This window comes from Candidatus Nitrososphaera gargensis Ga9.2 (assembly GCF_000303155.1).
Classification (GTDB): domain Archaea; phylum Thermoproteota; class Nitrososphaeria; order Nitrososphaerales; family Nitrososphaeraceae; genus Nitrososphaera; species Nitrososphaera gargensis.
The window spans coordinates 103,009-128,566 of the sequence record NC_018719.1; the positions used below are offsets into that span (position 1 = coordinate 103,009).

Below are 25,558 nucleotides of genomic sequence, written 5' to 3' on the forward strand. Positions count from 1 at the left end.
AATTCTCTCCGGCAGCATAGCTATTATGAGCTATAGACCCAAAGTCGCCAAGTGTTTTGAATTTTAAACATCAGTCAGAGATCAAGTATGGCCTTCAAGTGGCCGTACCTGTTATAGTCGTCTGCAAGTATCTTTGCCAGCTTTCTTGCAATATCGGTGACTGACAGCACGCCTGCCAGCGAGTCGTCCTGCTCTACCACCACAAGTCTCTTGATCTTATTCTTTGTCATTACAGCTGCGGCGGTTTCAATGGAGTCAAAGGCTTTGACTGTAATTACAGGCGACGACATGATGTCTTTGGCAGCTATGCTTTTTGCCGGCTTGTTTGACGCGGCAACTTTTCTGAGAATGTCTCGTTCGGTAATTATGCCGACTGGCCTTTCGTCGCCGTCCATCAGCACTACCGAGCCGACCTTGTTCTTTATCATCAACTTGGCCATGTCAAGGGCCGACAGGCCGGGCTTGATACTTGCCGCGACTATCTTTTTTGGCGACGACATGATTTCACTGACTGCGCTCATCTCTCTTTCTCTCCCTGACTGGCTAGGGCTCTCTGTTTCTTAAATTGCTAACTATTGTTATCATTCAGAGTCCACAAAGATTGAATATGATGTGGCTTTGAACCTCTCCTCGCCGTCCTCAACCACCGCAAAGAGCGTGTAGACGCCGTCCTTCCGCACCGCGGACGCCAGATTAAACATGACATCGACAGAAGAAGGGCTGTCGTCGCCCTGCCCCCACCTGTTGGCTTCAATCAGAATGAGGCCCTCTGGCTTTTCGTAGTAAAAGCCCAGCGGCAGCGGCTCGACCACGGCCGCTACGAGCTCGCCAGCAGAGTACGAGAGCATGTGCTTGTTCTGCTCATAAATCTCCCGCGTTGGGATCTCGTCGTAGTATATGTCTATCTGCTGAAGCTCCTGCCCCTCCAAAAGCTGGCCTGAGATCGTGACCTGACCGTTATTGACGCTTATGTCCAGCCCGTAGTTGTTCTCAAAATTCTCCACAAACGCAAGGTAGTACCTGTCATAGACGATGCCGATGCTCACATGCGTATGGCGCGGGTCAAGTATATTGTACCTGTGCCCGTTGTCGCAGCATTCCTTGTCCTTGTACATCATCTCATACTGCAGCTCGGCTATAGTGGACAGCGGCTCTATCCTTTCGCAGTCAAGAAGTATGTTGGTGCGGCACTGCTCGTACTGCTCTGGGCTAAAGCCGGCAATCGCGACGTTCTGCTGCACGCTGCCCTCCCCTCCGTATCTAGTGTAGGTCATGTAGGGCTTTTCCCCGTTTGTCATCCAGTGGGATATCCTTTTTGTCCTGAAAACGTCCTCTGCATGCACCTGCGCGGCCTGGTTGCTGCTCAGCTGCACCGGCGGCAGGCCAAAGTCAGCTCTGTCCTTGTTTATCAGGTCGAGCGCATGCTGCACCAGCTCCTCGCGCGGTACGGTCACCGGCTCTTGACCCTGCGGCTGCAGGATGCTGAACGCAGGGTTGCTGTCCTGCTGCTGGGTAATGACGCCAAGTATGGCGGGAGCGAATATGAATAGCGCGACTGCGACTACTGTCACCAAGACGCAGGCGGCTACTATCTTGCCGGCGCTGCCGCTGCTATTCTTCTTCTTTGCTGCTGCTGTTGTTGCTGGATCACCGGCAACAAAATAATTTTGAGCGCCGCACACCGGGCAGGCGGACAGGAATGACCCGTACCGGTTGCCGCATGTGTGGCAGTCTACCCATGACGAGTCCGTCGTCTGGCAACTACCTCCAAACTACTACTAGCACCCAATGCAAAATACAATACCTTTTGCACTTTTATGTAGATACATACAGCAATTCAAATAGGTTCTGCATCCGCCCTCTACTACTACTGCTGCAGGAGGTCGTACGCCTTGCCTTCCTCTATCACGGTCATGTTCCGGGTAGCCCTCACGTACATCTCAGGGTGCTCGGTGTGTATGGGGAAGAGCATCTTGGCGCTGATCTCTTTTACGATCTGGAACAGGTCGGTCCCCTTTGCATGCCCTGAGCAGTATATCTGGTGCCGCTCCATGCCGAACTTGTCGAGCCAGTTGTTCACCCGCTCTTGGCTCAAGACCATCTCTTCGTTGTACGGCTCGCTTGCAGAGTGGATGTAGAGCGCGCCGGGAGGCGGCTTCATATCGATAAGCGATGCAAAGCTAAAGTAGCCAAGGGCGCACAGGTAGCGGCTCAGGTTCTGGCTGATCTCCGCAGCCGTCTTTGCGTTGGGCAGGCTTGCAAATGTCGCGTCCTCGCCGTAATAGTCGCCGTCTGAATATGTGCCGGACACCTGCTTTGGCTTGTAAATGACGATATCCTTGTAGTCATAGTTTGGGATGCCGAGGTTGGGGTCTTGCGACAGGTACTTTAGGTAGTAGCAATCCTTCAGCTTGACTACTAGCTTGCGTCCGTTCTCCTTTGCTATCCTGTAAAATGTCCTGACCTTGTCCATGTCCTTGAAGTTAAAGTCGGCAAACACCGGCGCGTTTGGGTGCCCTGCCACGAGGTCGTTTGCCTCCCTGAACACACGCTGCTCGCTCTCTTCCATCGGTATGTCAATTATCCTTGTCCCTTCGCAAATGAGGGCTACTGGTTTTGCAGCCTTTGCCTCTGATACGAACTCTTGCGTCATCTCGGGCCTAGCGCCGTGCAGCCTGATGTCGCCGGTGTAGACAACCGGCCCGGCGCTCGTATAGATGATAAACCCGTACGCGCCGGGTATCGAGTGGTCGACATGGATCGGATGCACTTCAAGCGATCCTATCTTGAACCTGCAGCCCGACCTGAACTCGTTTATCTTTCTTGCGACTGGCTTGGCCCCTCTCTTTGACGGCTTTGGCAGAAAATCAAGCACTTCGCGCTCAAAGTCGCGGGGCGCCCTCGCCTGTATTGCCTTGAGTATGGTGTGGCACGTGCTCCCATGTAGAGGGGTATGTCGTGGTGGAGAAACGAAATATAGTCGACGTGGTCGGCGTGGGCGTGTGAAACCAGCACAGCGTCGACGGTCGGCGATCCGGCCTTCCTGCCGGCCATCTCCAGCAGGTCTTCTCTGTAGATGCCCTCGACATCGGGGATGAGGCCCATCTCGATAAAGTCGACAAGGCCGTTTGCCGACCTTGGCTTTAAGTACTCTTCAAAGAACCTTGCGCGCCGGAAAAACCCTTTGCCAAAGTCGAGCAGTATCCTGGTACCACCGTCGTCATCTAGGAGGATCTTGTTGCCGCCTACCTCATTTACCCCCGCCGTAGAACGTTATCCTGCAGCCGGACAATTGTTGTTGCTGTTGCTGTGATAGAAAGAGGTTGCTTATTAGCCTGATGACACTACAAAATAGGTTGTTGGTTGCTTACTGGAATACATATGCAAAAACGGGCCAATATCTTGCTCATAAAGACGTATTTCTGAGAAGTGCTCTTACGAGTCAGGGAATGGCGGAACAGCTATGCAATGATCCGCAACGCCAACGTAACCGGAAGGGGAACCTCATCCTGTCCATGACATGACAACAGACCAAATACAAGAAAGGATTGAAAGAGGCATTGGCTACTGTTGTGTTGTTACTTCCAGCCTTAAACTTGCGCCGTCTTTTAGAACATAGCCTTCCATATCAGTGATGCGCTCGCCATTGGCGAGGAGGGCAGCTTGCTTGTCTGTCAGATCAAGACCCCAAAGCTCGAGAAACTCTCCAAACGTGAAAGGCTTCTCTTCATCTTTACTTTCCATGTGGATAAGACCATCAGTTTCATGTGTATGAATTGGCGCAATACCTGCAACTCCATAACGGCCCAGAGGATGATTCTGATCAATTGGAACTCCAATGTTGGCAGGCACTACTTGTTTTTGGCCATCAAGATAGTATTCGAAGCGAACATGATGGTGATAGGCAACCTGTTCCCCATGTGCCATGATCTCAGGCTTTGGTACCTCCCTCGACCCAATTAATGCTATGGCCACAGCTAAAACAGCTACAGCACCGGCTATGTAATAGATATCCCGTCTCTGAATCTTACCCGGTTTCTTCTTAGCTTTCAATTTTTCAGCAATCGGTGATATTTTATATACTTAAATCTGCTTCACAACAAAACTGTTTTTCGAATTAGAAAATCTTTTGCCACAAATGATAAATCGCGCGGTGCGAGCTACGTGTGAGCCTGGAAATTGCCCGCGCCGCCAGATAACTAAACCCCACTTGGCTGAGGACCACGAGGGAAGAGCTATCTAGCTTAAGCTAGTATGAAGCTGTGTCCTATAATAACATGCCATCAATGACGCTATTAGCCTGATGACAGTTTGTTGCAATGCAGCACATAACTAGTGCACTGTACATATGGCAGTTAAGTAACATTTGAACCAGCTTTTAGTCATGTTCCGGTGCCCAGACTGCGGCGATAGCATGAAGGAGCGCATAGTGATCACCCGGCTTGGAGACATTGATGGGTGGAACTGCGTTTCGTGCGACTCGTTCTACAGCAAAAAAGATATGAAAAAGGCAATCCTTACACCCTAGTCATTTCAGACTTGGGGTTGTAGATGAGGGCAAGCACGTGCTCGCGCACCTCCTTCTGCTCCATTATGCCCCGGTGCGCTATCGTGGTGATCGAGCTGTCGTTTCGCACGCCGCGCATCTTCATGCAAAGGTGCTCGCCTTCTGCTATCACAAGCGCGCCCTTTACGCCCATTCTGACAAGCTCGTCGGCTATCTGCTTTGTAAGCCTCTCCTGTATCTGCAGCCGGCGGGAGTATTTCTCGACCAGCCTCACCAGCTTTGAAACGCCAAACACCTTGCCAGATGGCACGTATGCGACATGGATCTTACCAAAGAACGGTAGCATGTGGTGCTCGCACATGCTGTAGAACTGGATGTCCTTTGCTACCACGGCGTCGGTCTCTTCAGAAAAGCTGACGTCAAGCTCTGCGTCCATCCTGTACCCGCTGAAAATTTCTTCGTACATGTCGGCTATTCTGCTTGGCGTGCCTGTAAGCCCTTCTCTATCGGGGTTCTCGCCCAGCTCGATCAAAAGCTCCCTTACAAGTTTGGCAATTTTTCTCTTGTTGATCGCTGCTGTCTTTTCTGCTGTTGTTGTCATTTTCTAATTTTTACCTGACTCCTATAATCTTGTGCAGCTGCGGCACGACCCTGACCTGATCATACAGGGGGTAGACAGCGTCGTAAAAGCCAAAAAGCACATCCAATGTTGGCTCGTCGATTTTATAGCTTGGCTGTATTATAAATCCTGCTATCTCGGTTGGTCTGGCTACGCTGAACACCTCGCGTACAAGTTCCTTGAATTCTTTAAGGCTTGACGAATTTGTTACTACTACTTTGATATAGGTGGTCTTGCCGCCGCTGCCGACTGCAAGCTTGAGGCAGTCAAGCTCGCTCATCAGCAGGCTGCCGTAGTGCTTTTCATCAACCACCTTCGAGTCCTTCAGCTTGAACTCTACCTTGACAAGGTCGATGTAGGGCAGGACCTTGGCAAACCTTGCGGCGTCATAGCAGGCCGATTCCAGAAAAGTCCTGAGGCCCTTTTGCCTGACGAACTTGGCAAGCTCAATCACCGCCTCATGCTGCACCAGCGGCTCGCCTCCAGTAAAGTTGACCTTGTAGGTGTTGGGGTGTAGGTTCTTTAAGATGAGCTCCTTTGCCTCGTCTATAGAGTAATCAGAGCCGCTGTCCAGAGGCAGCGCGTAGGGCGTGTCGCACCAATGGCATTTCAGCGGGCACCCAGACAGCCTGACAAACATGGTCTTTGTGCCAAACAGTATGCCCTCTCCCTCGATGCTAGTGAATATCTCGCTTAGCTTTACCCTTGCGCTTGCTGCGACTTTCTGTTGCATAATCTGTTTTGTCCTCTATCCGTGCAGTGGTGAATGCGTCTTTCCTATTTATACACGATTCGCAACTCCCGCAGTGAAGGTATTTTTTGCCGGCCCTGACGCCATCAGAGTAACAACTCCATGTCTGGAATATCTTGTCGCCAAGTACCTTGTAGCCGGCCTTGAGCAGCGCCGGCTTGTCAAGACCCATCACGGCCGGCGACAATACTGTTATCTCTTGCCGCTTGCCGGCAATGATGCTATCAGATTCGGCAATGTTGAGCGCCTCGTTTATCGCGTTGACAAACGCCGGCCGGCAATCAGGGTAGTGTGGGATATCGCCGGTATGCGCCCCGTAGGCGACAACCTTGGCATTGATGCTCATCGCCCACGCGGTAGCTATAGTCAGGAACACTGCGTTGCGTACGGGAACTACTAGGCTCTGCGAAAAGTCACGCGACAGCTCTTGCCTGTTATCGGTCAGGGCATTGCTCCTGCCGTAGAGCGATTTCATGAAGCTGATGTCGACCACCTTGTGATCCCTTGCCTTCAGCACCTTGGCAAAAAAGCGTGCACGCTCGATTTCACGCTTGGCGCGCTGGCCATAAACAAACGTCAGCAAATAAAGGTCATAGCCGTCGTTGGCTGCAAGCGACGCGGCATAGCAGACAGAGTCAAGCCCCCCGCTTACTATGCATACTGCCGCCGGCCTAGTCAATGGCAGAGGTTTGAAAGCGGCGCCTATTTTGTGTATCTCTCAATGATTTTCCTGTGCTGCGGGTACATTCTAATAAGTTCGTCCCTTTTGCCAAGCTCCCAGTCGCGATAGTCAAAGCCCGGCGATACGGTGCAACCAAGCAGGCAGTACGATTTTCTGTTATCAAGCGCTGCAGCGAACCACGTGCCAGCCTTTATGACCACTTGGGGAATGCCACCCTTGCCGCCGATCTTCACTTTGGACAGCCTGCCACCGTCCTTGTCGTCTATGGTATAGAGCGTGATCGAGCCGCCAGCGTAGTGGTGCCAGATCTCGTCTGACCTGATCCTATGAAATGCAGAAAACTGGTCGCCGGCCAGCATGTAATAGATCGCGGTTGCAATGCTACGCGGTCCGTCAAACCCTTCAACGTTTACCATTGTGTCCGACCTGTATGTCTGCTTAAAGTAGCCGCCCTCTGAGTGCTTCTCAAGTGCTAGCTTTTTGACCAGCCGTCGTGCCACTTGACTGTTCATCATCAATAACGCACCAGTATCGTGCCTGCGTTTTATTAAATCTTGAAAGAAGACATTAATTCGGGCTGGGATAGAACAAGCGTGTACTTGATCATAGGCTTGATTGGCAAAGCCAACGTCGGCAAGTCCACGTTTTTTAACGCGGCTACAGAGCTTGCCGTGCCAGCAGCCAACTATCCCTTTACAACCATCGAACCCAACGTTGGAGTCGCATATGCGAGGGTCAAGTGCGTCTGCCGCGAATTTGGCGTTCAGGACAATCCTGTGCACTCGATGTGCATCGACGGAAACAGGTTCATCCCAATCAAGCTGGTGGACGTGGCTGGCTTGGTGCCGGGTGCCCACGCCGGCAAGGGACTTGGCAACAAGTTCCTCGACGATGCAAGGCAAGCAGACGCTCTCATACACGTCGTCGATGCCTCGGGCACGACGGACAGCAACGGGAGGTCGGTGCCAGCAGGAGCAGGCGACCCGATGTTTGACATCACGTTTGTAGAAGAAGAGTTCGACCTCTGGCTTGCCGCTCTGATAGGCCGTGACTGGGGCAAGAACACCAGAGAGGCAGAAGGTCTGGGCCAAAAGCTTGAGCAGATGCTTGCAAAGCGGTTGTCCGGCCTTGCGATAGGCGAGCCGGTGATAGCAGCCGCAATCCACGCGTCCGGCCTTGCAATGAAAAAGCCGGTGAGCTGGACAGAAGAAGACATACTTGCTTTCTGCAAGATACTGCGCGCAAAAGCCAAGCCTTTTGTAATAGCGGCCAACAAGGCCGACCTGCCCTCGGCCGAGGTCAACATCGAGAAGATGAAGTCGGCCGGCCTCGAAGTGGTCCCGTGCGCGTCAGAAGCCGAGGCGCTCCTGAGAAAGGCGTCAAAAAAGGGCGTGCTCCATTACCTGCCCGGCGACAGCTCGTTTGACGTCAAGCCCAATGTTGCGCTAAACATACAGCAGCAAAAAGCACTTGACATTGTAAGGACGCTCATGCAAAAGTACGGCTCGACCGGGGTGCAGGAGGCGATCAATATCGCCTGCTTCAAGCTCTTACGCATGGTCGCCGTCTACCCTGTGGAAGACGAGTTCAAGCTGGCAGACAAAAAGGGGAACGTCCTACCAGACGTTAGGCTGTTGCCCGAAGGATCAACTGCAAAAGACCTTGCAGGGACGGTGCACGCCGACCTTGCAAAGGGCTTTTTGTATGCGATCGACGCTAGGACAAAGCAGAGGATAGGCGCCGACCACAAGCTGAAAAGCGGCGACGTGATTAAAATAGTGTCTGCAACAAGCAGGGGATAGGAAAAAAATATGTTATGCCTTGGGATTGAAAGCACCGCGCACACATTTGGATGCTCGATAGTCGATTCAAAGGGCAAGGTGCTGTCCGACGAGCGCGACGTCTACAAGGCGCCGGAGGGCAGCGGCATACACCCGCGTGAAGCATCGCGCCACCACATGGAAGCCAGTGCTGATGTCTTGCGACAGTCCCTTAAAACTGCCGGTGTTTCAATGAAGGACATCGGCATTGTGGGCTATTCTGCCGGGCCGGGTCTCGGGCCGTGCCTCCGTGTCGGCGCCGTCGTTGCAAGGACCGTGGCCGGCTTTTACAAAAAGCCGCTGGTGCCGGTCAACCATGCCCTAGGGCATCTAGAGCTTGGGGCTATGCTCACCGGTGCTTCAGACCCGCTTGTCCTGCTGGTATCGGGCGGCCACACCATGATACTTGCGTTCTCTCACGGCCGGTGGCGCGTCTTTGGCGAGACGCTTGATATCACCATCGGCCAGCTGCTTGACCAATTTGGCAGGGCGCTTGGCTTTGCTTCACCATGCGGCGGCAGGATAGAGCAGCTTGCGGTCCAGTCTGCCGGCAGGTACATGCAGCTGCCTTACATCGTCAAGGGCAACGACGTTTCGTTCTCCGGTCTGCTGACGGCCGCGATAAAGCTTGCATCAGACAGGGCAGAGGAGGTGGCGGTGACTGATGCGTGCTACTCGCTCCAAGAGACGGCGTTTGCAATGCTAGCAGAGGCTGTAGAGCGCGCCCTTTCGTTCACTGGCAAGAAAGAGATGATGATAGTGGGCGGAGTAGCCGCAAACAAGAGGCTTGCAGAGATGCTTGAAGCGGCGTGCAGCCGCCAGGGAGCCAAGCTGTTTGTTTGCCCGTTGAAATTTGCAGGCGACAATGGCGCCCAGATCGCGTGGACCGCCATCCTGGAATATCAGGTCACGAAAAGGCATGTCAAGGTGGAAGAGTCATTTGTGCAGCAATCATGGCGGCTTGATACAGTGGACATCAGCTGGCGCCGGTGAGCTGCTTTATCTGGCGCTCCCACTTGCCGTTGTTAAATACGCCGAATTTGTAGGTCTTGTCGCCTGACACGACAACCAACTTTTTCACAAGGAACCCTTCGGCCCTGACAGACGATATCTTGTTTAGCGGGATATCGACGACAACCTCGCCTTCCTTTTTCGACAGTGTAGCCATCCTGCCCTGCGTCTTTTGGAACACCAGCCTGCGGTCCGTAAGAAAAAGAAAGCCACTTCTCAGCTTGTCCTCGGCGCAGTCCTCATCAAGGATCACCTTTTCGCCGGGAGCCGGCTCGAAACTCACCACATTTTTATCTCCAATCCACAGGCTATATTACTATTGCAGCAGCCGAGGCTGGTTAAAAAGGGCGCAGAGGCAGATATCTACCTCGTAGAATGGGGCGGGAAAAAGGCAGTCTCGAAGGTACGGACCCCCAAGCCGTACAGGCATCGAGAGCTGGACGCGGCCATAAGGAAGCACAGGACTATACATGAAGCCAATTTCATGTCCGCAGCCAAGGCTGCCGGGGTCATGACGCCGTTTGTGCATTTCGTCGACCCTGTAAACGCCGAAATAATAATGCAGTTTGTGGAAGGCGAAAATGTCAGGGACTCGATAACGCCTAGCCTCTGCTACGAAATGGGTCGCTATGCCGCCATGCTGCACGCAAGCAACATCATCCACGGCGACCTGACCACTTCAAACTTTATCACAAGCAAAAAGCAGCAGCTTGTCCTGCTTGACTTTGGCCTGTCATATTATTCAGAGCGCAAGGAAGACATAGCCACCGACATCCGACTGATAAAGGAGGTCTTTACCAGCGCGCACATTGCTGTCAAAAAGGCGTTCCCAAGCTTTGTCGGGGGATATGCAAGCGTCGCCGGAAAGAATCGGACAGACAAGATCTTGGAAAACGTAAAGGAAATAGAGCAGCGCGGCAGGTATGCGCGGGTGGTCTGATTAGATTATCATGCGAGCCGTGACCTTTGCAAGCACCAACCAGAACAAGTACCGAGAAGTCCAGTCGATCCTCTCGGCTTATGGAATTTCTGTAGACTTTGCGCAGGTAAACCCGGTCGAGATCCAATCAGACTCGCTTGAAGAGATTGCACGTGAAAAGGCAAAGAGCGCGTTTTCACAGGTCGGCAGGGCGGTAATAGTCGAAGACGATGGCCTGTTTATCGACATGTTGAAAGGCTTTCCGGGCCAGTACTCGTCGCACGCGTTCAAGACCCTTGGAAACGCCGGCATCATGAAGCTGCTTGAAGGGTCGGCCGACAGGTCAGCGTCATTCCGGTCCCTGATAGCGTTCTATGATGGCAAGAGCCTATCAATATCGGAAGGGAGGGTTGACGGCAGGATATCGGACAGGATAGCAGAGGGCGGCTGGGGCTACGACCCGATATTCGTCCCTGATGGCACTGATCTGACGTTTGCAGAGCTGAAAGAAAAAAAGAATGAGTACTCTCACCGCAAGAAAGCGCTTGACAACTTTGCACAGTGGTACAAGCATACGGTGCCCTAGCATCCAAAGAGCTAATGAGTCGGCGTTAGGTATTCCCTGATCCACCTATCAGTGTAGCGCACTTGGTTCTGCAGCACCACTATCCTTGAAATCTCGCTCTCATCCATCACCTTGAACGAGGGCATCTTTTCGCACAACCTACCTGCAAAGTCCCTCACCTCGTGCATCTCCAGCATGTGATCCTGCTCCAGCCGCTGGTTTGACATGCCAATGTGCATGTAAGACTTTAGCTCGATAAAGTGTGGGTCGCCCTGAGCCATCATTTCTGCAAACTCACCCACAAAACTGTCGCTGTCGTTGTATCCTCTTATCAGGGTCATGCGGAGCACCGTCCTCGTGTTGACAGTGGCAAGGAAGCGCAGGCTTTCCCACCACCGCTCCCACGCATCCTTGTGGAGCGGCCTATTGACTTGGTGGAACATCTTTTTGTTGGACGCATTGGTCGACAGATAGATCTGCGTCGGCAGGGCATCTTCGGCCGCCAGCCTCTTTAGCATGTCCGGCTCCTGCCCGTTTGTCACAAGGAATATCGACTTGGTGGCCTTGAGCGACTTCAAGTATTTTATCAGCTGTGGGAGCTTGGGATACATGGTAGGCTCGCCTGAAAGCGAAATTGCATAATGGGCCGGGAGCAATGACTCGTCGAGCTTTTTCTTGTCGTTCTTGGCGTTGCCGTAGTAGCCGTTTATCAGCTTTTTCCGCTCGACCATCAGCTGTTGGACTATCACGTCCGGCTCGTCTACTAGCTCTTCGGGCATTTCAAGCGTGTCATAAAATTCTGTCGGGCGCCAGCAGTAGATGCACCTGTTCTCGCAGTTCATCGCAGTCGGCGTCATCTCCATGCACTGGTGAGTCGAGATGCCGTAGAATTTGTGCTTGTAGCAGGTGCCCTCGTTTGCAAACGACTTTTTCGTCCAGTGGCACAGCTCCACCGCAGAGTGGTTGTAGACGCCGTATTTTGCCTTCTGCAGTCTAGCCTTGAGTTGGGGGGTTATCTGGATAAGGTTGTTGTCAGTCGAATGCGAAACGTGCTCGTCGGAGCAGCTCATCTATCTGTGTCTCTGAGCAAGATGGCGGCGGATCAGATTTAAATTTTGCACTGTGCAGACTGGTAGCCATGGCCGTCGACACTGAAAAGATAATGCAAGTTGGGCTTGATCTTGCCGGCTGGAAAAAGATGCCGGCGGACAGCGCCGTGCACGTGAAGGGCAGGAACATCAACAAGGTCCTGATAGCAATCGATGTCGGGGCGGCAGAGCTGATGCTTGCGAGGCAGCTTGGGTGCGACGCTGTCATTGCTCATCACCCAATAGGGGTAGCCTCTGTCAACTTTTACAAGGTATTTGACAGGCACGTCGACTTTATGATGGAGCACGGCGTTCCCACTAAGACCGCAAAAGAGGCGGTCGCAAAGCTCAAGGAGCGGGTCGAGACGCGTAACCACGCCGACATTTACAGCGAAGTCGTAGGAGCGGCAAAGGCGCTTGGAATGCCGCTTGTCAACATTCACCAGCCGTGCGACGAATACATGCGGCAGGTCATACTGAAAGCGATCAAGTCCGGCAGGACAGAATACGTGTCAGATATTGTCCGGTCTATAGGCAAGATACCTGAATTCAGCAATGCGGCGACCAAGGTGCAGGTAAGGCTTGGCAGCGAAAAGAACAGGGCCGGCCACTGGGCGCTGGTAGTGGCTGCAGGCACCAACGGCGGCTACCACATCGCCAAGGCGTACATGCAACACGGCGTTTCTACTGTCATTTACCTGCACGTCGACTATGGCGACCTGATGAAGATGAGGGAGGACAAGCTTGACGGCAACCTGGTCGTCATGGGGCACCTTGCGGGCGACTCGATAGGGCTCAACGGCCTTGCAGACCAGCTCGAAGGCTTGGGCGTCGAAACCGTCCGAGTAGGCATCCTTCCGGGTAGATGATCCGGTTTATCAAATCTTTTATAAGCCCTCGATGAGCAGCTTATAGGGAGAGAAAAGGAGATTGCAGGAGCTGAATAATAATAACAACAGCAGTAGCGCTGACAGGTCTTTGCTTGAGGATTTTGAGCGTGAGATCTGGAGCAAGGTTCCCCATTTGGAGGACAAGTCTGGCAAGGTCGTCAATGCAACGCCTTTGAAAGATATTACCGCGGACCTTAAAGAATGTGCAAAAAGCGTCTTTGGCATAGATCTGGCAGACAAGAACCTGCGAGTCTTTGGCAAGTTTGATTCAAAGCTTCTTGCAGGCTCGATCAAGTCTAGGCCGGCGGTAAACATATTGCGTGACGCTATTGCCACAGGCAAGATCAAGCGAGGGCAAACGATATTTGAGGCGACTTCGGGCAACTTTGGGATCGCGCTGGGACTGATCGGCAAAAGGATTGGGCTGAACGTTGTTACCCTTGTGTCTAGAAAGCTTCAGGAAGGGGTATTCGAGGAGTTGAGAAATGAGGATATTCGCATCGTCAACCTTGACATGGATATCTGCCCTGCTCCCGGAATGAAGGGGGATGCCAATCTCATGGCTGCAAAAGCAACTGCTTGGAATGTTCGCGCCCAGCTCTCTGAACTGGGGTTCGATCCTGCTATTTTCGACAGGTCACGCTCGGAGATAGAAGCAGTTCTGGCAAAGCAGGACATCATAAACCTGGCAAAGCTTTTGGCAAAAGTGTATGACGGCTGCTTTTGCCCAGAGCAATACGATAATGAGCTGAACATAGAGGTGCACAGGACAGTTACTGGCCCAGAGATTGAGCAGCAACTACACGAGCAGGGTCATTCGCTAGCAGATTTTAGGATCGTCTGCACCTTTGGCACCGGCGGCACATCGGGCGGCCTGAGCAGGTACATGATGGAGAAGCACGGCAAGAAGGCGGTGCACGTGATATTCCCGCCAGCCGATCAGGATGTCGCAGGGATAAGGACAAAAGCAAAGGCGTCGGGCTTGAAATTCTATGAGCCTGACCAGTACGCCGGGCAGCACGAAGTAGACTTTGGGGGACAGGCAAAACGCTTGCTCAAGTTCTTTGTGGACAAGGGGTACGACATGGGTGAAAGCAGCGCCCTTGCGCTCTATGCAGCAATGCAGATGGCGAACTTTGGCGGCGAAGGCAGGTTTGTCGTGATAATTGCAGACGGAATCCAAAAGTATAGGAAGAACCTTGAAGCCATGCAACAGCAGCAGAAACAAAAGCGCCTAGAGGTCCCCTTGCAGGAAGCCGTTTCAAACATTGGGAATTACGACAGAGTTGTCTGGATACACACGATGTATACGCCGCGCAAAGAAGGGATAGAGCTGATCGCAAAGACGCTGGGCATCGACGAAAGCAAGATCTATGTCCCAAAGGCCAGTGAGGTAGAGCAACTCTTGATGACACAACAGATTCCAAAGGAGATGGAGAAATCACTGGGAGGCCCAGACTCAAAGCCGTTGCTTGTCTGCATGATGGGAAATACTTCGCTCAGGGTTGCTCAGGTGCTTGGTCAGAAAGGCATTGGTGCTGAAAGTCTGACTGGGGGCATAAATACACTCTCCCAAGGAAAGGGCAAACACATCTCTGAACTTGTGCGAATGGCTACCGAATAATAACAATAGAGCGCAGCAATCGAACGATTATATACTGTAGAGTCAGCAAATTTTCTGGCGGCCTTCGTAGTATAGCCTGGTCAGTATAGGCGGCTGTGGCCGGTTTCTCAAGAAACTTTTCGGCAGAAACCGCTTGAGGAGGGTTCAAATCCCTCCGAAGGCCCCATTTTTCAATATAATATAATAAAATGATATGCCCGTCGGTAGTAGGTCTTGGTCAAATAATAAAAAGGAAGAAAAAAGGCTGTTTACAGCCTTGGAGCGAAGTTGAACTTGCCGTACCTTGCAGTTGCTACAATGATTCCAACGATTGCTACCGCCAGTACAATTGCAGCTATTGCACCAAACTCTGGAACTGCCCATGTGCCTACGATTTCGATTGTTTCAGTGCCGTTTGCAAAGTCGATCGACAGTGTCCTTCTGTCAACTGTTGCCTCTGTTTGCTCAGGCGTAACATTCTCGTCATCAATGAACACTGCAAAGTCCAAGTCAGATCCTGATCTGCCGTCAGCTCCATCCCTGGAGTCAATCACGTTCCTTGGAAGTCTGATCTGCAGGTTTCCGTCGGATGTTGAGCTGATTGTAACTGTCAGTGTCGCAGTTGCTTCGTCTGGTACCATGTTCTGAACCGATCCGCCTGTAATTCTGTACTGTACTGGGAATGTCTGGCCGCCAACTCTGATATTGAATGTCCTCCAGGTTTCTTCAGTAGCTTGGAATTCGAATGTTGTTTCCTGGTTTACAGTGCCTGCATAGGTAGCCTGTACTCTGTAGGTTCCACTCTTTGCCATCAGCGGACCTCCTGACGTAAATGTATAGCTGTATGATCCGTCTGCTGCAGCATCGAGTATCTCACTTCTTACAAAGTTACCATCCGGATCGAACACTCGTATCAGGATTGGCTGGTTTATCGTCGGCGCGGTCAGCTGGCCACTAATCGTGATCTCATCACCAGAGGCGTAGCTGTCCTTGTCTGTCTCTATTGTCAGCGTTTGTGCATACGCGGCACCTACCACTCCGACAGATGCAACGGATGCCATTAATATAGCCACTAGTGCATATGCTTTATAGTCCATTATCCCTCATGCACACCTAACACGCTATAATTGCATTACTATTTATCCTTTTTGTGTATAAACTCTAACGCTTTAGATCATTTTAAGTAACCTCAATAAATACCATGTCTCAATTTTCAAAAGAAATAGCAAATTCCCGGACAATAAATTGCGAATACTTATATATGCTCACCCGATATTCATTAAATTTGACTTTGATGTTTTCTCAGCAGAAGCTATTTTCCTGTTTGGAGGTGCACTCCATTGTCTGAAAAGAAGGTCGTCAAGATAACGAACCACGCTTACCAACCAAAGCATGAAATTCTGCCGAAAAAGGAAGCAGAGGAAATTCTGAAAAAGTACAACGCCAAACCAAGCCAGCTGCCGTACATCATGATAAGCGACAAGGCCCTTGAAGATCTTGACGTCCGGCCCGGCGACATTATCAAGATCACGAGAAAGAGCCCGACTGCGGGTGAAAGTGTATATTACCGATACGTCGTAGAGGGTTGAGTACGCCATGATAGAGAATTCTATTGAGATGTGGCCTATTATCAACGACATTTTGCGAAGGGAAGGCGTTGCAAGGCAGCACCTGAATTCTTATAACGAATTCATGGAGCGCGGACTCCAGAGCATCATCGACGAAGTTGGCGAGATCGAAATCGAGACCGCAGAATACCCGTACAAGATCAAGCTGGGCAAGATAAAGCTCCAACAGCCAAGGATCATGGAGCTTGACGGCTCTATCACACATGTTGCCCCGATGGAGGCACGCCTTCGCAACCTAACCTATGCGTCGCCGGTCATGCTTGAATGCAGCGTGGTCGAGGACGGCAAGATACTGGAATCGCGCTTTATCCACATCGGCGACATGCCTGTAATGGTCAAGTCCAACACGTGCATCCTGCACAACCTGCCTGAGAGCAAGCTGATCGAGTTTGGCGAAGACCCACGCGACCCCGGCGGATATTTCATTATCAACGGTTCTGAGCGCGTCATCGTAGGCTTGGAAGATCTTTCGTACAACAAGATAATCGTTGACGCCGAAGAGGCAACCGGCACCCTGCTATACAAGGCCAAGGTGTACTCTTCAATAGTCGGCTACAGGGCGAAACTTGAACTAGTGATGCGCCCAGACGGCTCCATAGTGACCAAGATCCCCGGCTCGCCTGTAGACATACCTCTTATCACGCTAATCCGGGCGCTTGGCCTAGAGTCGGACAAGGACATCGCAGACTCGGTCTCGCTAAACGAGACCATCCAAGACGAGCTAGAGCCCTCATTTGAAAAGGCCGGCGACGTGAACACGAGCAGGGACGCCATCGTGTATATCAGCAAGAGAATTGCGCCCGGCATGTTGGAGGAGTTCCAGATAAAGAGGGCCGAAACGCTGCTTGACTGGGGCCTCCTGCCGCACATTGGCAAGAACCCAGACAACAGGCATGAAAAGGCGCTGTTCTTAGGCGAAGCGGCAAGCAAGCTCATTGAGCTCAAGCTGGGCTGGATAGACGCTGACGATAAGGACCACTATGGCAACAAGGTGATCAAGTTCGCCGGCCAGATGCTTGCAGACCTGTTCAGGACAGCTTTTCGCAATTTGATACGTGACATGAAGTACCAGCTAGAGCGCTCGGGCCAAAAGCGCGGCATCAACGCAGTCGCAGCCGCAGTCAGGCCCGGCATCGTCTCTGACAAGCTGAACAACGCCATTGCAACGGGCAACTGGGGCAGGGGCAGGGTCGGAGTCACGCAATTGCTTGACAGGACCAACTACATGTCCACCATTTCGCACCTGCGCAGGATCCAGTCGCCGCTCAGCAGAAGCCAGCCCAACTTTGAGGCAAGGGATCTGCACGCTACACACTTTGGCAGGATCTGCCCCGCAGAGACCCCTGAAGGCTCTAACTGTGGACTCGTCAAGAACCTTGCGCTATCTGCAATAATCTCGGTAAACGTCCAGAGCGCCGAGGTAACAGAAAAGCTGTACGAGCTTGGCGTCCAGAACGTCGAGGATGCCCGCGAGGACCTGAGGGAGTCAGGCACAAGGGTGTTTGTTGACGGCAGGCTGATAGGCTACGTCGAAAAGGGAGAGCACCTCTCTGACACGCTGAGATCGATGAGAAGGTCAGGCAAGATCCACCCGCACGTCGGGATTTACCTTTACAGCTCGCAGAACGAGAACGCTACAAAGCGCCTCTACATCAGCTGCAACGCCGGCAGGGTGCTGCGGCCACTCGTTGTGCTCAGGGATGGCAAGCCTCTTGTAACTAATGAAGTCATTGAAAAAGTGTCGAAAAAGTTCCTTTCATGGAACGACCTGCTCTACATGGGAGTAATCGAGCTGGTAGATGCTAACGAGGAGGAGAACTGCTATGTAGCCATTGATCCGAAAAAGCTGGAGCCAAAGCATACACACTTGGAGATATTCCCATCTGCGATTCTGGGTGTGGGCGCTTCAATAATCCCGTACCCCGAGCACAACCAGTCGCCAAGAAACACCTATGAAAGTGCAATGGCAAAGCAGAGCCTCGGCTTCTCGACTCCGCTCATGAACGCAAGCACCTATGTCAGGCAGCACTTTATGCTGTACCCGCAGACGCCAGTGGTCAGCACAAAGGCGATAAACCTGCTTGGGCTTGAAGACCGCCCGACGGGCCAGAACGCGGTCGTTGCGGTGCTCCCATTTGAAGGCTACAACATTGAGGACGCAGTAGTGTTCAATAAGTCGTCAGTCGACAGGGGGCTTGGCAGGACGTTCTTTTACAGGATCTATGAAGCTGAAGCCAAGCAGTACCCCGGCGGCATGAAGGACAACTTTGAGCTGCCGCAGCCAGATGCCAACATCCGCGGCTACAGGGGAGAAAAAGCATACCGCCTGCTAGAGCAGGACGGCGCGATAATGCACGAAGCCGTGGTCAACGGAGGCGACATTTTGATCGGCAGGACGTCGCCGCCAAGGTTCATGGAAGAGTACAAAGAGTTCGAGGTCAAGGGCCCGTACAGGCGCGACACTTCAGTCGGCGTCAGGCCATCAGAAAACGGCGTCGTTGATACGGTGATAGTCACGCAGTCGGTCGAAGGCGGCAAGATGTACAAGATCCGCGTCAGGGACATGAGGATCCCGGAGATAGGCGACAAGTTTGCCTCAAGACACGGCCAGAAAGGCGTTGTCGGCATGCTGGTCAACCAGGAAGACGTGCCGTACACCGAGGATGGCGTAGTGCCTGATATTATGATCAACCCACATGCGTTCCCATCAAGGATGACCGTCGGCCAGTTCATGGAGTCGCTTGGCGGCAAGGCCGCTTCGCTCCGGGGCAGGATCGTCGACGGCTCGGCGTTCCTTGGGGAAAAGGGCGACGACATCAAGACCGCCATGGAGCAGTACGGATTCAAGTACACCGGCAAGGAAACGATGTACGACGGCAGGACGGGCAGAAAGTTCCCAGCAGACGTCTACATCGGCGTGGTATACTATCAAAAGCTGCACCACATGGTTGCCGACAAGATCCACAGCCGCGCAAGGGGCCAGGTCCAGATGCTCACAAAGCAGCCCACAGAGGGCAGGGCGCGTGGCGGAGGTCTGAGGTTTGGAGAGATGGAGCGCGACTGCCTTATCGCCTACGGCGCATCAATGATGCTAAAGGACAGGCTCTTGGAGGAGTCCGACAAGGCTGAAGTGAACGTCTGCGAGCGCTGCGGCCTGCTTGCATACTATGACGTCAAGCAGCGCCGTTACATCTGCCGCGTCTGCGGAGAAAAGGCCAAGATATCGTCAGTTGTGATCGCATACGCGTTCAAGCTCCTGCTGCAGGAGATGATGAGCCTGAACGTCGCTCCGAGGCTCCTTGTGAAGGAGAAAGTCTAAGGGGTAGATTGAGATGATGGAAGAATCTGCAAAAATTTTGGGCGGAATAAAGTTCAGCGTATGGTCGCCTACTGAAGTGAGAAAGTTCTCTGTCGCCGAGATAACGGCCCCAGAGACGTACGATGAAGATGGTATGCCGGTGCAGGGAGGCCTTATGGACAACAGGCTAGGAACTCTGGAGCCGGGTCAAAAGTGCGCCACCTGTGGCAACACTTCTGCAAAATGCCCTGGCCACTTTGGACACATCGAGCTTGCCGAGCCGGTGCTCCACATCGCATTTGTAGACGACATCCACAAGCTTCTGCTGATATCGTGCAGGTCGTGCAACAGGATCAAGCTCGAGCCGGAAGAGCTCACCCACTACAAGTCGATCCGTGACACAAAGGCAGCCTACGCGGTCATTACGCTTGAAAACATCAAGGATGAGATAATCGAGCGGGCCAAGAAGGTCAAGGTCTGCCCGCACTGCGGCAAGGAGCAGTACGACCTGATATTCACAAAGCCAACTATATTTGTAGAAAAGACGGACGCCGGCGAAAACAGGCTGCTGCCAATCACGATACGCGAAAGACTGAGCCACATCCCAGACGATGACCTGACTCTGCTAGGCTACGACCCCCGGACTGCAAGGCCAGAATGGTTCGTGCTCCAAGTGCTGCCAGTGCCGCCGGTGACGGTCAGGCCGTCAATCATACTTGAAACAGGCATCAGGTCGGAGGACGACCTTACCCACAAACTCGTTGACATCATCAGGGTGAATCAGCGCCTCAAGGAGAGCAAGGAGGCAGGAACCCCTCCGCTCATCGTGCAGGACCTCGTCGATCTGCTGCAGTACCATGTCACGACGTACTTTGACAACGAAGTGTCTGGCATCCCGCAGGCCCACCACAGGTCGGGCAGGCCGCTCAAGACCCTGACCCAGAGGCTCAAGGGCAAGGAGGGAAGGTTCAGAGGCTCGCTTTCAGGCAAGCGCGTCGACTTTTCAAGCAGGACGGTGATCTCGCCGGATCCCAACCTTACGATCGCGGACGTTGGCGTGCCGACCGATGTTGCCAAAAAGCTCACGATACCCGAGACCGTTTCGCAGTGGAACGTAGAAAGACTCAAGGAGCTGGTGATGAATGGCCCCAACACATACCCGGGCGCAAATTACATCATAAGGCCAGACGGGGTCAAGATAAGGCTGGATTATGTTACCGATAGAAAGGCAATAGCCGACTCGCTTGCTCCGGGATACATCGTAGAGCGCCACCTTGCAGACGGCGACATTGTGATCTTTAACAGGCAGCCGTCGCTCCACAGGATGTCCATAATGGCGCACAGCGTCAAGGTGCTCCCCTACAGGACGTTCCGCCTGCACCCTGCAGTCTGCCCGCCCTACAACGCCGACTTTGACGGGGACGAAATGAACCTGCACGTACCGCAGAGCGAAGAGGCGAGGGCCGAAGCCACCCTTCTCATGAGGGTGCAGGACCAGCTGATATCGCCAAGGTATGGCGGACCCATCATTGGAGGCATCAGGGACTTTATTACCGGTGCATTCATGCTGACCCGCGACGGAACCACGCTGACAAAGGACGAGTTTGCAAACCTTGCGATGATAGGCGGCTACGAAGGGCCGCTGCCAGAGCCTGCAATAACAAAGGACGGCCAAAGGCTCTACTCGGGCAGGCAGCTCTTCTCGCTGTTCCTGCCAAAGGACTTTAACTTTATCATCACATCAAAATGGAACAAGGCCGCAAAGGGCGAGGGCAAGGATGTCGTCATAAAGAACGGCGAGCTCATAAGCGGCGTGATCGACAAGGCGTCGATCGGCGCAGAAGAGCCGGACAGCGTGCTCCACAGGATCGCCAAGGACTATGGCACAAACGCTGCAAGAAAGTTCCTCGATTCGATCCTTACCATGCTCAAGACGTACATTACCCACAGGGGATTCACATATGGCTACTCTGACCTGTGGCTCTCGCCAGAAACAAGACAGGAGATAAATGACATTATCCAAAAGACCTACGAAAAGGTCTATGAGCTGATACAGCAGTATAACGACGGAACGCTGCCGCTCACAAGGGGTCTTGCTGCTGAAGAGGCACTTGAACTGTATGTGGTAAACGAGCTGTCACGCGCACGCGACCGCGCGGGCAGGACGGCCGACAGGGCGTTCCCCGACGAGAACTCGGGCGTCATAATGGCGTCAACAGGCGCAAGGGGCTCGACCCTCAACATAGGCCAAATGACTGCGGCCCTCGGCCAGCAGTCGATCAGGGGCAAGAGGATCCAAAAGGGCTACCACAACAGGGCACTGTCGCACTTCAAGCCCAACGACGCCAACCCAGACGCAAAGGGCTTTGTCAAGTCAAACTACCGCGACGGCCTGTCGCCGCTTGAATTCTTTTTCCACGCAATGGGCGGAAGAGAAGGCTTGGTTGACACTGCAGTCAGGACGCAGCAATCTGGCTACATGCAGAGAAGGCTCATCAACGCGCTGGAGCACTTGAAGATTGAGTACGACCAGACTGTGCGCGATCCGCACGGCAACATCGTCCAGTACCTGTATGGCGAGGACGGAATTGACCCTGCCAAGAGCGACCACGGCGAAGCCGTCAACATTTCAAGGCTCATTGAAGCTGAATCAATAGTAGACGAGGGAAGGAAGGCGACCGAGGATGTCATCAAGAGCATCATTGCCAAGTATGCCGAGAACCTCAACCCGAGGATGAAGGCTAACTTGGAAAAGGCGCTCCTTGAAAACAGGCTGAGCAAGGAAGGAGTTGAAAAAGTCATGAAGAAGGTGCTCGACCTGATCGACAGGGCGCTTGCCGAGCCGGGAGAGGCAGTCGGAGTCGTCACCGCGCAGTCGATAGGCGAGCCGGGAACCCAGATGACCCTCAGGACATTCCACTTTGCTGGCGTCAAGGAGAGAAACGTGACGCTTGGCCTTCCGAGGCTCATCGAGCTCGTGGACGCGCGCAAAAAGCCGGTGACGCCCACGATGGACATTTACCTCGACGAGGAGCACAGGGTGTCCAGAGAAAAGGCGCTTGAAGTCGCAAGAGAGATACTGTTCACCCGGATAGGGGACCTTATCGAGAGGTCGGAGACTGATTATAGCGGCGTGCTGACGTTCCATCTGTCAGAGGCGAAACTGGCAGAGCGGGGATGCACCTTTGCCGATGTGCAGGAAGTCCTTGAAGGATCAAAGAAGAAATACACAGTCAAGCCAAACGAGAACAAGCTCTCGATCAAGATAACGGTTCCTGACGAGCCGGATGCGCAGACTCTGCTGACGCTCAAGAGCAAGCTGCTCAACACTAGAGTAAAGGGCGTGCCGGACATTGAGCGCGTTACAATCGTAAAGCAGGACGAAGAGTGGGTGATCCAGACTGCAGGCTCTAACCTTGCAAAGGTGGTGGCAGTCGACGGCGTCGACCTCACAAGGGTCACCACGAACAATGTGTATGAGATATGGCAGACGCTTGGCATCGAAGCCGCAAGAACAGCGCTAATCAAAGAGATCACAAACACACTTGAAGAACAGGGTCTTGAAGTGGACACGCGCCACATCATGCTGGTCGCCGACCTGATGACGTCCAAGGGCTACCTCCAGCAGATAGGCAGGCATGGCATCGCCGGAACAAAGACATCGGTGCTTGCAAGGGCCGCGTTCGAGATCACAGTCCCGACAATTGCAAGAGCCTCGCTTGAAGGCCAGATTGAGACGCTGAAAGGAGTAACAGAAAACGTTATAGTGGGTGCCACTGTACCTGTCGGCACTGGAATGGTAGACCTCTACATGAAGGTGAAGGATAGTAACAATGAAAGTGCTGGAAAAAGTGATTAGGGACGCAGTAGCCGCCGACAAGTACAAGAGCGGCGTCAAGGAAGTCTTGCAGTCAGTCAAGGGGACGAAACTGATAATCGTCAGCAAATCGATCGACTCGGCCGACAGGGCCAAGCTTGAAGAGCAGGCCAAGGCAGCAAACGTCGCAGTCTACGAATATCATGGCACTTCTGTGCAGCTGGGCAAGCTCTGCAACAAGCCCTTTCGGATAACCGCGATAGCGATCAAGAGCGGCACGGCGGCCGAGATCGAAGCCATAATGGCAGAAAAAGAGGCGGCAGCTGCCAAGTAAGGCACCAAGACTTAAATTGAACAAAGGTTGTGAGCATGATTTGTTGTTGTTGCCGTCGCCGTTTGCACTGCACATCGCAGGGACTCTGAAATGACAGAGATCAAGCTGACCTCTGACGAGCTTCGGCTCATGTCTCTTTTCCAGAGCGTGACTAGTGCCACTGCAAGGGACTGCATCGTCGACGAAAAGATGGACCGCGTCATATTCGTGGTCAACAAGGGCCAGATGGGCCTTGCCATAGGCAAGGGCGGCTCCACCATCAAGCAACTGCAGAATGTGGTTGCAAAAAAGATTGAACTTGTTGAATTTTCCGACAACCCAGCCGAGTTTATCCGCAACATGCTCAACGCCGACATGGTAAACGACGTCAGGATATCTGATAGGAGCGACGGGACAAAGCAGGCCGTAGTCACGGTCGACCAGAAGAAAAAGGGCGCTGTGGTTGGCAGGGAGGGCAGGAACGCCGAGAAGGCAAGACTTCTTGCGAAGCGATACTTCCAAATAACCAATGTGCAGATAGTAAGCCCTGAACAGGGTAGTAATAGTCATAGGGTGAATATAGATGGGTAAATCTCCACTAGGTCTGTTCGCAGGCAGGGTTCTGAAATCAAAGAAGAGCCGCGCAAGGTGGGCAGACAAATATTACAAGAGAAGGATGCTCATGCTTGACAAGAAGGCAAACCCGCTCGAGGGTGCGCCGCAGGCAAGGGGCATAGTGCTGGAAAAGGTTGGAATCGAGTCAAAGCAGCCCAACTCTGCCGTACGCAAGTGCGTCAGGGTTCAGCTGATAAAGAACGGCAAGTCGGTAACCGCCTTCCTTCCAAAGGACGGCGCTCTCAACTTTGTTGACGAGCACGACGAGGTCATTATCGGCGGCATCGGAGGCTCGATGGGTGGCGCAATGGGCGACATTCCGGGAGTCAGGTGGCAGGTGTTCAAGGTCAACGGCGTTTCACTGAACGAGCTTGTACACGGAAGAAAGGAGAAGCCGAGAAGATGAGCGGGAAAGAACAGGTTCACATACAGTTGTTCCACAAGTGGGACACAAGCAACATTGCAATAAACGACCCCGGACTTAAGAACGTGATCAGCCTCAAGCCAGCGGTAATCCCGGTGACTTTTGGCAGGCACGAGCACCAGCGACTGAAAAAGGCAGAGGTCAACATCGTCGAGCGCCTCGCCAACAAGCTGATGCACTTTGGCAAGAAATACGCCAAGAACACTGGTAGGATGGGCGGCAAGAAGGCAAGGATGCTCAACATCGTCAAGACGGCGTTTGAAATCATCCACCTTGAAACCGGCAAGAACCCTGTCGAGCTGCTGGTGAGAGCAATAGAAAATTCATCGCCAAACGAGGACACGACCCGCATCGTGTATGGTGGAGTCGTCTACCATGTATCGGTTGACGTCGCCCCGCTGAGAAGGGTCGACCTTGCGCTGCGCTTTATCGCAGAGGGCGTGAGGGAATCAACCTACAGTAGCCCGCAGACGATAGAAGAGGCGCTTGCCAAGGAGATCATTCTGGCCTCCAACAACGACATGGCAAGCCACGCTGTCAAGAAAAAGAATGAGCAAGAAAGAATCGCAATGGCTTCAAGGTAAAAAAGCCATTTTTCCTTCTTTTATTTTGAATTATATTTGGCGATTCTATATTCTAATTTCGGGTTCTATCAGGCTTTTGCCCTCATCCTTCTTGGCATCTACTCTGTGGATTAGCTTCAGTCCCACGTTCCGCATCATTGCTTCACCTGCCAAAAGCCTTTTGAACCGTAGAACATATCACGGCCCTTCGGAGCAATGCACCGGTTGAGCTTGACCATTGCCCTTTGGGTTTTACTTAAAGAATGGAACATTAAGGGGAGAGAGTATGTTTCCGGAATCTAATTTCGCAAAAAATAAAAGCGATTGCTGGTCGCCTTTTGTAAAAGGGGCTAGGCTGAGCGGGTGACGCAGGGGCGTGGAGGGAAAGCTCCCCTAGCCTCCCACTACGCTTATCAATGGCTAGCTAGACAACAACAGAAGAGAT

Annotated in this window: 26 protein-coding genes and 1 tRNA gene; 16 read left to right on the plus strand and 11 right to left on the minus strand. The window is 52.8% G+C overall.

From position 1 onward, the window contains the following. Positions 1-74: 74 nt before the first annotated feature. From NGAR_RS00645 to NGAR_RS00655, 3 genes are all read right to left on the minus strand, one after another. Positions 75-521, minus strand: a complete 447-nt coding sequence (locus NGAR_RS00645) for a CBS domain-containing protein (RefSeq protein WP_015017656.1) — start codon at positions 519-521, stop codon at positions 75-77. A 60-nt stretch (positions 522-581) separates the two neighbouring features. Next, the gene (locus tag NGAR_RS00650) at positions 582-1,682 is read right to left on the minus strand and encodes a CAP domain-containing protein (RefSeq protein WP_015017657.1); all 1,101 of its coding nucleotides are present in this window, start codon (positions 1,680-1,682) and stop codon (positions 582-584) included. A gap of 185 nt (positions 1,683-1,867) precedes the next feature. Continuing rightward, a complete protein-coding gene (locus NGAR_RS00655; RefSeq protein WP_228369237.1) occupies positions 1,868-2,875 on the minus strand; it encodes an MBL fold metallo-hydrolase in 1,008 nt (335 codons plus the stop codon). Positions 2,876-3,076: 201 nt separating this feature from the next. Between NGAR_RS00655 and NGAR_RS18170 the strand changes: the two genes are divergently transcribed. After that, complete coding sequence (locus NGAR_RS18170; RefSeq protein WP_228369238.1) at positions 3,077-3,313, plus strand: hypothetical protein; 237 nt, start codon at positions 3,077-3,079, stop codon at positions 3,311-3,313. Between the two features lie 251 nt (positions 3,314-3,564). Here NGAR_RS18170 and NGAR_RS00660 read toward each other — a convergent pair whose 3' ends face one another. Further along, positions 3,565-4,053, minus strand: coding sequence for a hypothetical protein (locus NGAR_RS00660; protein ID WP_015017661.1), 489 nt, complete (start codon positions 4,051-4,053; stop codon positions 3,565-3,567). Positions 4,054-4,366: 313 nt separating this feature from the next. On the opposite strand from NGAR_RS00660, the gene NGAR_RS16975 reads away from it, so the two are divergent. Beyond that, positions 4,367-4,528: a hypothetical protein gene (locus NGAR_RS16975; protein ID WP_015017662.1), complete on the plus strand. Its 162-nt coding sequence runs from the start codon at positions 4,367-4,369 to the stop codon at positions 4,526-4,528. On the opposite strand, the gene folE is transcribed toward NGAR_RS16975, so the two are convergent. The 4 genes from folE to NGAR_RS00680 are packed head-to-tail and all read right to left on the minus strand — an operon-like array spanning position 4,518 to position 7,074. After that, a complete protein-coding gene (folE, locus tag NGAR_RS00665; RefSeq protein ID WP_015017663.1) occupies positions 4,518-5,108 on the minus strand; it encodes a GTP cyclohydrolase I FolE in 591 nt (196 codons plus the stop codon). The two genes, NGAR_RS16975 and folE, sit on opposite strands and share 11 nt — an antisense overlap. Before the next feature lie 10 nt (positions 5,109-5,118). Continuing rightward, complete coding sequence (locus tag NGAR_RS00670; protein ID WP_015017664.1) at positions 5,119-5,859, minus strand: 7-carboxy-7-deazaguanine synthase QueE; 741 nt, start codon at positions 5,857-5,859, stop codon at positions 5,119-5,121. Then, positions 5,804-6,556, minus strand: a complete 753-nt coding sequence (locus tag NGAR_RS00675) for a 7-cyano-7-deazaguanine synthase (protein ID WP_015017665.1) — start codon at positions 6,554-6,556, stop codon at positions 5,804-5,806. The genes NGAR_RS00670 and NGAR_RS00675 overlap by 56 nt, the downstream gene beginning before the upstream one ends. A gap of 23 nt (positions 6,557-6,579) precedes the next feature. Next, a complete protein-coding gene (locus NGAR_RS00680) occupies positions 6,580-7,074 on the minus strand; it encodes a cupin domain-containing protein (RefSeq protein ID WP_015017666.1) in 495 nt (164 codons plus the stop codon). 84 nt (positions 7,075-7,158) lie between these two features. Between NGAR_RS00680 and NGAR_RS00685 the strand changes: the two genes are divergently transcribed. Both NGAR_RS00685 and kae1 read left to right on the plus strand, forming a co-directional pair. Next, positions 7,159-8,361, plus strand: a complete 1,203-nt coding sequence (locus NGAR_RS00685) for a redox-regulated ATPase YchF (RefSeq protein WP_015017667.1) — start codon at positions 7,159-7,161, stop codon at positions 8,359-8,361. Between the two features lie 9 nt (positions 8,362-8,370). Next, on the plus strand, positions 8,371-9,372 hold the full coding sequence (gene kae1 / locus NGAR_RS00690) for a KEOPS complex N(6)-L-threonylcarbamoyladenine synthase Kae1 (protein WP_015017668.1): 1,002 nt from the start codon (positions 8,371-8,373) through the stop codon (positions 9,370-9,372). Here kae1 and NGAR_RS00695 read toward each other — a convergent pair. Then, positions 9,356-9,676 (minus strand): PH domain-containing protein, encoded by a 321-nt coding sequence (locus NGAR_RS00695; RefSeq protein WP_015017669.1) that lies wholly within the window; start codon positions 9,674-9,676, stop codon positions 9,356-9,358. The genes kae1 and NGAR_RS00695 overlap by 17 nt on opposite strands. A gap of 33 nt (positions 9,677-9,709) precedes the next feature. Here NGAR_RS00695 and NGAR_RS00700 point away from each other — a divergent pair, with 33 nt between their 5' ends. Together NGAR_RS00700 and rdgB are read left to right on the plus strand one after the other, a co-directional pair. After that, positions 9,710-10,330 carry a KEOPS complex kinase/ATPase Bud32 gene (locus NGAR_RS00700; protein ID WP_015017670.1) on the plus strand — a complete coding sequence of 207 codons (621 nt, stop codon included), beginning with the start codon at positions 9,710-9,712 and terminating at the stop codon, positions 10,328-10,330. 10 nt (positions 10,331-10,340) lie between these two features. Continuing rightward, positions 10,341-10,895, plus strand: a complete 555-nt coding sequence (rdgB, locus tag NGAR_RS00705) for an RdgB/HAM1 family non-canonical purine NTP pyrophosphatase (protein ID WP_015017671.1) — start codon at positions 10,341-10,343, stop codon at positions 10,893-10,895. 11 nt (positions 10,896-10,906) lie between these two features. Here rdgB and twy1 read toward each other — a convergent pair whose 3' ends face one another. Beyond that, positions 10,907-11,944: a 4-demethylwyosine synthase TYW1 gene (gene twy1, locus NGAR_RS00710; protein WP_015017672.1), complete on the minus strand. Its 1,038-nt coding sequence runs from the start codon at positions 11,942-11,944 to the stop codon at positions 10,907-10,909. Positions 11,945-12,012: 68 nt separating this feature from the next. Between twy1 and NGAR_RS00715 the strand changes: the two genes are divergently transcribed. The 3 genes from NGAR_RS00715 to NGAR_RS00725 all read left to right on the plus strand — a co-directional run bounded on the left by NGAR_RS00715 (position 12,013) and on the right by NGAR_RS00725 (position 14,642). Further along, positions 12,013-12,831, plus strand: a complete 819-nt coding sequence (locus NGAR_RS00715) for an NIFsuperfamily domain-containing protein (protein WP_015017673.1) — start codon at positions 12,013-12,015, stop codon at positions 12,829-12,831. 61 nt (positions 12,832-12,892) lie between these two features. Continuing rightward, positions 12,893-14,476: a pyridoxal-phosphate dependent enzyme gene (locus tag NGAR_RS00720; RefSeq protein WP_228369239.1), complete on the plus strand. Its 1,584-nt coding sequence runs from the start codon at positions 12,893-12,895 to the stop codon at positions 14,474-14,476. Positions 14,477-14,536: 60 nt separating this feature from the next. Continuing rightward, positions 14,537-14,642 (plus strand) — tRNA-His (locus NGAR_RS00725). A gap of 82 nt (positions 14,643-14,724) precedes the next feature. On the opposite strand, the gene NGAR_RS00730 is transcribed toward NGAR_RS00725, so the two are convergent. Next, complete coding sequence (locus NGAR_RS00730) at positions 14,725-15,516, minus strand: PEFG-CTERM sorting domain-containing protein (RefSeq protein WP_228369240.1); 792 nt, start codon at positions 15,514-15,516, stop codon at positions 14,725-14,727. Between the two features lie 279 nt (positions 15,517-15,795). Between NGAR_RS00730 and NGAR_RS00735 the strand changes: the two genes are divergently transcribed. The 7 genes from NGAR_RS00735 (at position 15,796) to NGAR_RS00765 (ending at position 25,134) form a co-directional block, all read left to right on the plus strand. Continuing rightward, positions 15,796-16,044: a DNA-directed RNA polymerase subunit H gene (locus NGAR_RS00735; protein ID WP_015017676.1), complete on the plus strand. Its 249-nt coding sequence runs from the start codon at positions 15,796-15,798 to the stop codon at positions 16,042-16,044. A 7-nt stretch (positions 16,045-16,051) separates the two neighbouring features. Next, the gene (locus tag NGAR_RS00740) at positions 16,052-19,402 is read left to right on the plus strand and encodes a DNA-directed RNA polymerase subunit B (protein ID WP_015017677.1); all 3,351 of its coding nucleotides are present in this window, start codon (positions 16,052-16,054) and stop codon (positions 19,400-19,402) included. A 13-nt stretch (positions 19,403-19,415) separates the two neighbouring features. Further along, positions 19,416-23,240: a DNA-directed RNA polymerase subunit A' gene (locus NGAR_RS00745; protein WP_148680774.1), complete on the plus strand. Its 3,825-nt coding sequence runs from the start codon at positions 19,416-19,418 to the stop codon at positions 23,238-23,240. Continuing rightward, positions 23,215-23,532 carry a ribosomal L7Ae/L30e/S12e/Gadd45 family protein gene (locus tag NGAR_RS00750; RefSeq protein ID WP_015017679.1) on the plus strand — a complete coding sequence of 106 codons (318 nt, stop codon included), beginning with the start codon at positions 23,215-23,217 and terminating at the stop codon, positions 23,530-23,532. Before NGAR_RS00745 ends, NGAR_RS00750 begins: the two co-directional genes overlap by 26 nt. Before the next feature lie 90 nt (positions 23,533-23,622). After that, a complete protein-coding gene (locus tag NGAR_RS00755) occupies positions 23,623-24,102 on the plus strand; it encodes a NusA-like transcription termination signal-binding factor (RefSeq protein WP_015017680.1) in 480 nt (159 codons plus the stop codon). Next, complete coding sequence (locus NGAR_RS00760) at positions 24,095-24,532, plus strand: 30S ribosomal protein S12 (protein ID WP_015017681.1); 438 nt, start codon at positions 24,095-24,097, stop codon at positions 24,530-24,532. Before NGAR_RS00755 ends, NGAR_RS00760 begins: the two co-directional genes overlap by 8 nt. Beyond that, positions 24,529-25,134 carry a 30S ribosomal protein S7 gene (locus NGAR_RS00765; protein WP_015017682.1) on the plus strand — a complete coding sequence of 202 codons (606 nt, stop codon included), beginning with the start codon at positions 24,529-24,531 and terminating at the stop codon, positions 25,132-25,134. The genes NGAR_RS00760 and NGAR_RS00765 overlap by 4 nt, the downstream gene beginning before the upstream one ends. Positions 25,135-25,558: the final 424 nt, after the last annotated feature.

Bases quoted from the DNA above. Each gene is read 5' to 3' on its own strand.
- NGAR_RS00715 (WP_015017673.1), top strand. From the start codon at position 12,013: ATGGCCGTCGACACTGAAAAGATAATGCAAGTTGGGCTTGATCTTGCC.
- folE (WP_015017663.1), bottom strand. From the start codon at position 5,108: ATGACAACAACAGCAGAAAAGACAGCAGCGATCAACAAGAGAAAAATT.
- kae1 (WP_015017668.1), top strand. From the start codon at position 8,371: ATGTTATGCCTTGGGATTGAAAGCACCGCGCACACATTTGGATGCTCG.
- NGAR_RS00730 (WP_228369240.1), bottom strand. From the start codon at position 15,516: ATGGCATCCGTTGCATCTGTCGGAGTGGTAGGTGCCGCGTATGCACAA.
- rdgB (WP_015017671.1), top strand. From the start codon at position 10,341: ATGCGAGCCGTGACCTTTGCAAGCACCAACCAGAACAAGTACCGAGAA.
- NGAR_RS18170 (WP_228369238.1), top strand. From the start codon at position 3,077: ATGCCCTCGACATCGGGGATGAGGCCCATCTCGATAAAGTCGACAAGG.
- NGAR_RS00740 (WP_015017677.1), top strand. From the start codon at position 16,052: ATGATAGAGAATTCTATTGAGATGTGGCCTATTATCAACGACATTTTG.
- NGAR_RS00670 (WP_015017664.1), bottom strand. From the start codon at position 5,859: ATGCAACAGAAAGTCGCAGCAAGCGCAAGGGTAAAGCTAAGCGAGATA.
- NGAR_RS00755 (WP_015017680.1), top strand. From the start codon at position 23,623: ATGACAGAGATCAAGCTGACCTCTGACGAGCTTCGGCTCATGTCTCTT.
- twy1 (WP_015017672.1), bottom strand. From the start codon at position 11,944: ATGAGCTGCTCCGACGAGCACGTTTCGCATTCGACTGACAACAACCTT.
- NGAR_RS00645 (WP_015017656.1), bottom strand. From the start codon at position 521: ATGAGCGCAGTCAGTGAAATCATGTCGTCGCCAAAAAAGATAGTCGCG.
- NGAR_RS00745 (WP_148680774.1), top strand. From the start codon at position 19,416: ATGATGGAAGAATCTGCAAAAATTTTGGGCGGAATAAAGTTCAGCGTA.
- NGAR_RS00765 (WP_015017682.1), top strand. From the start codon at position 24,529: ATGAGCGGGAAAGAACAGGTTCACATACAGTTGTTCCACAAGTGGGAC.
- NGAR_RS00750 (WP_015017679.1), top strand. From the start codon at position 23,215: ATGAAAGTGCTGGAAAAAGTGATTAGGGACGCAGTAGCCGCCGACAAG.
- NGAR_RS00760 (WP_015017681.1), top strand. From the start codon at position 24,095: ATGGGTAAATCTCCACTAGGTCTGTTCGCAGGCAGGGTTCTGAAATCA.
- NGAR_RS00680 (WP_015017666.1), bottom strand. From the start codon at position 7,074: ATGATGAACAGTCAAGTGGCACGACGGCTGGTCAAAAAGCTAGCACTT.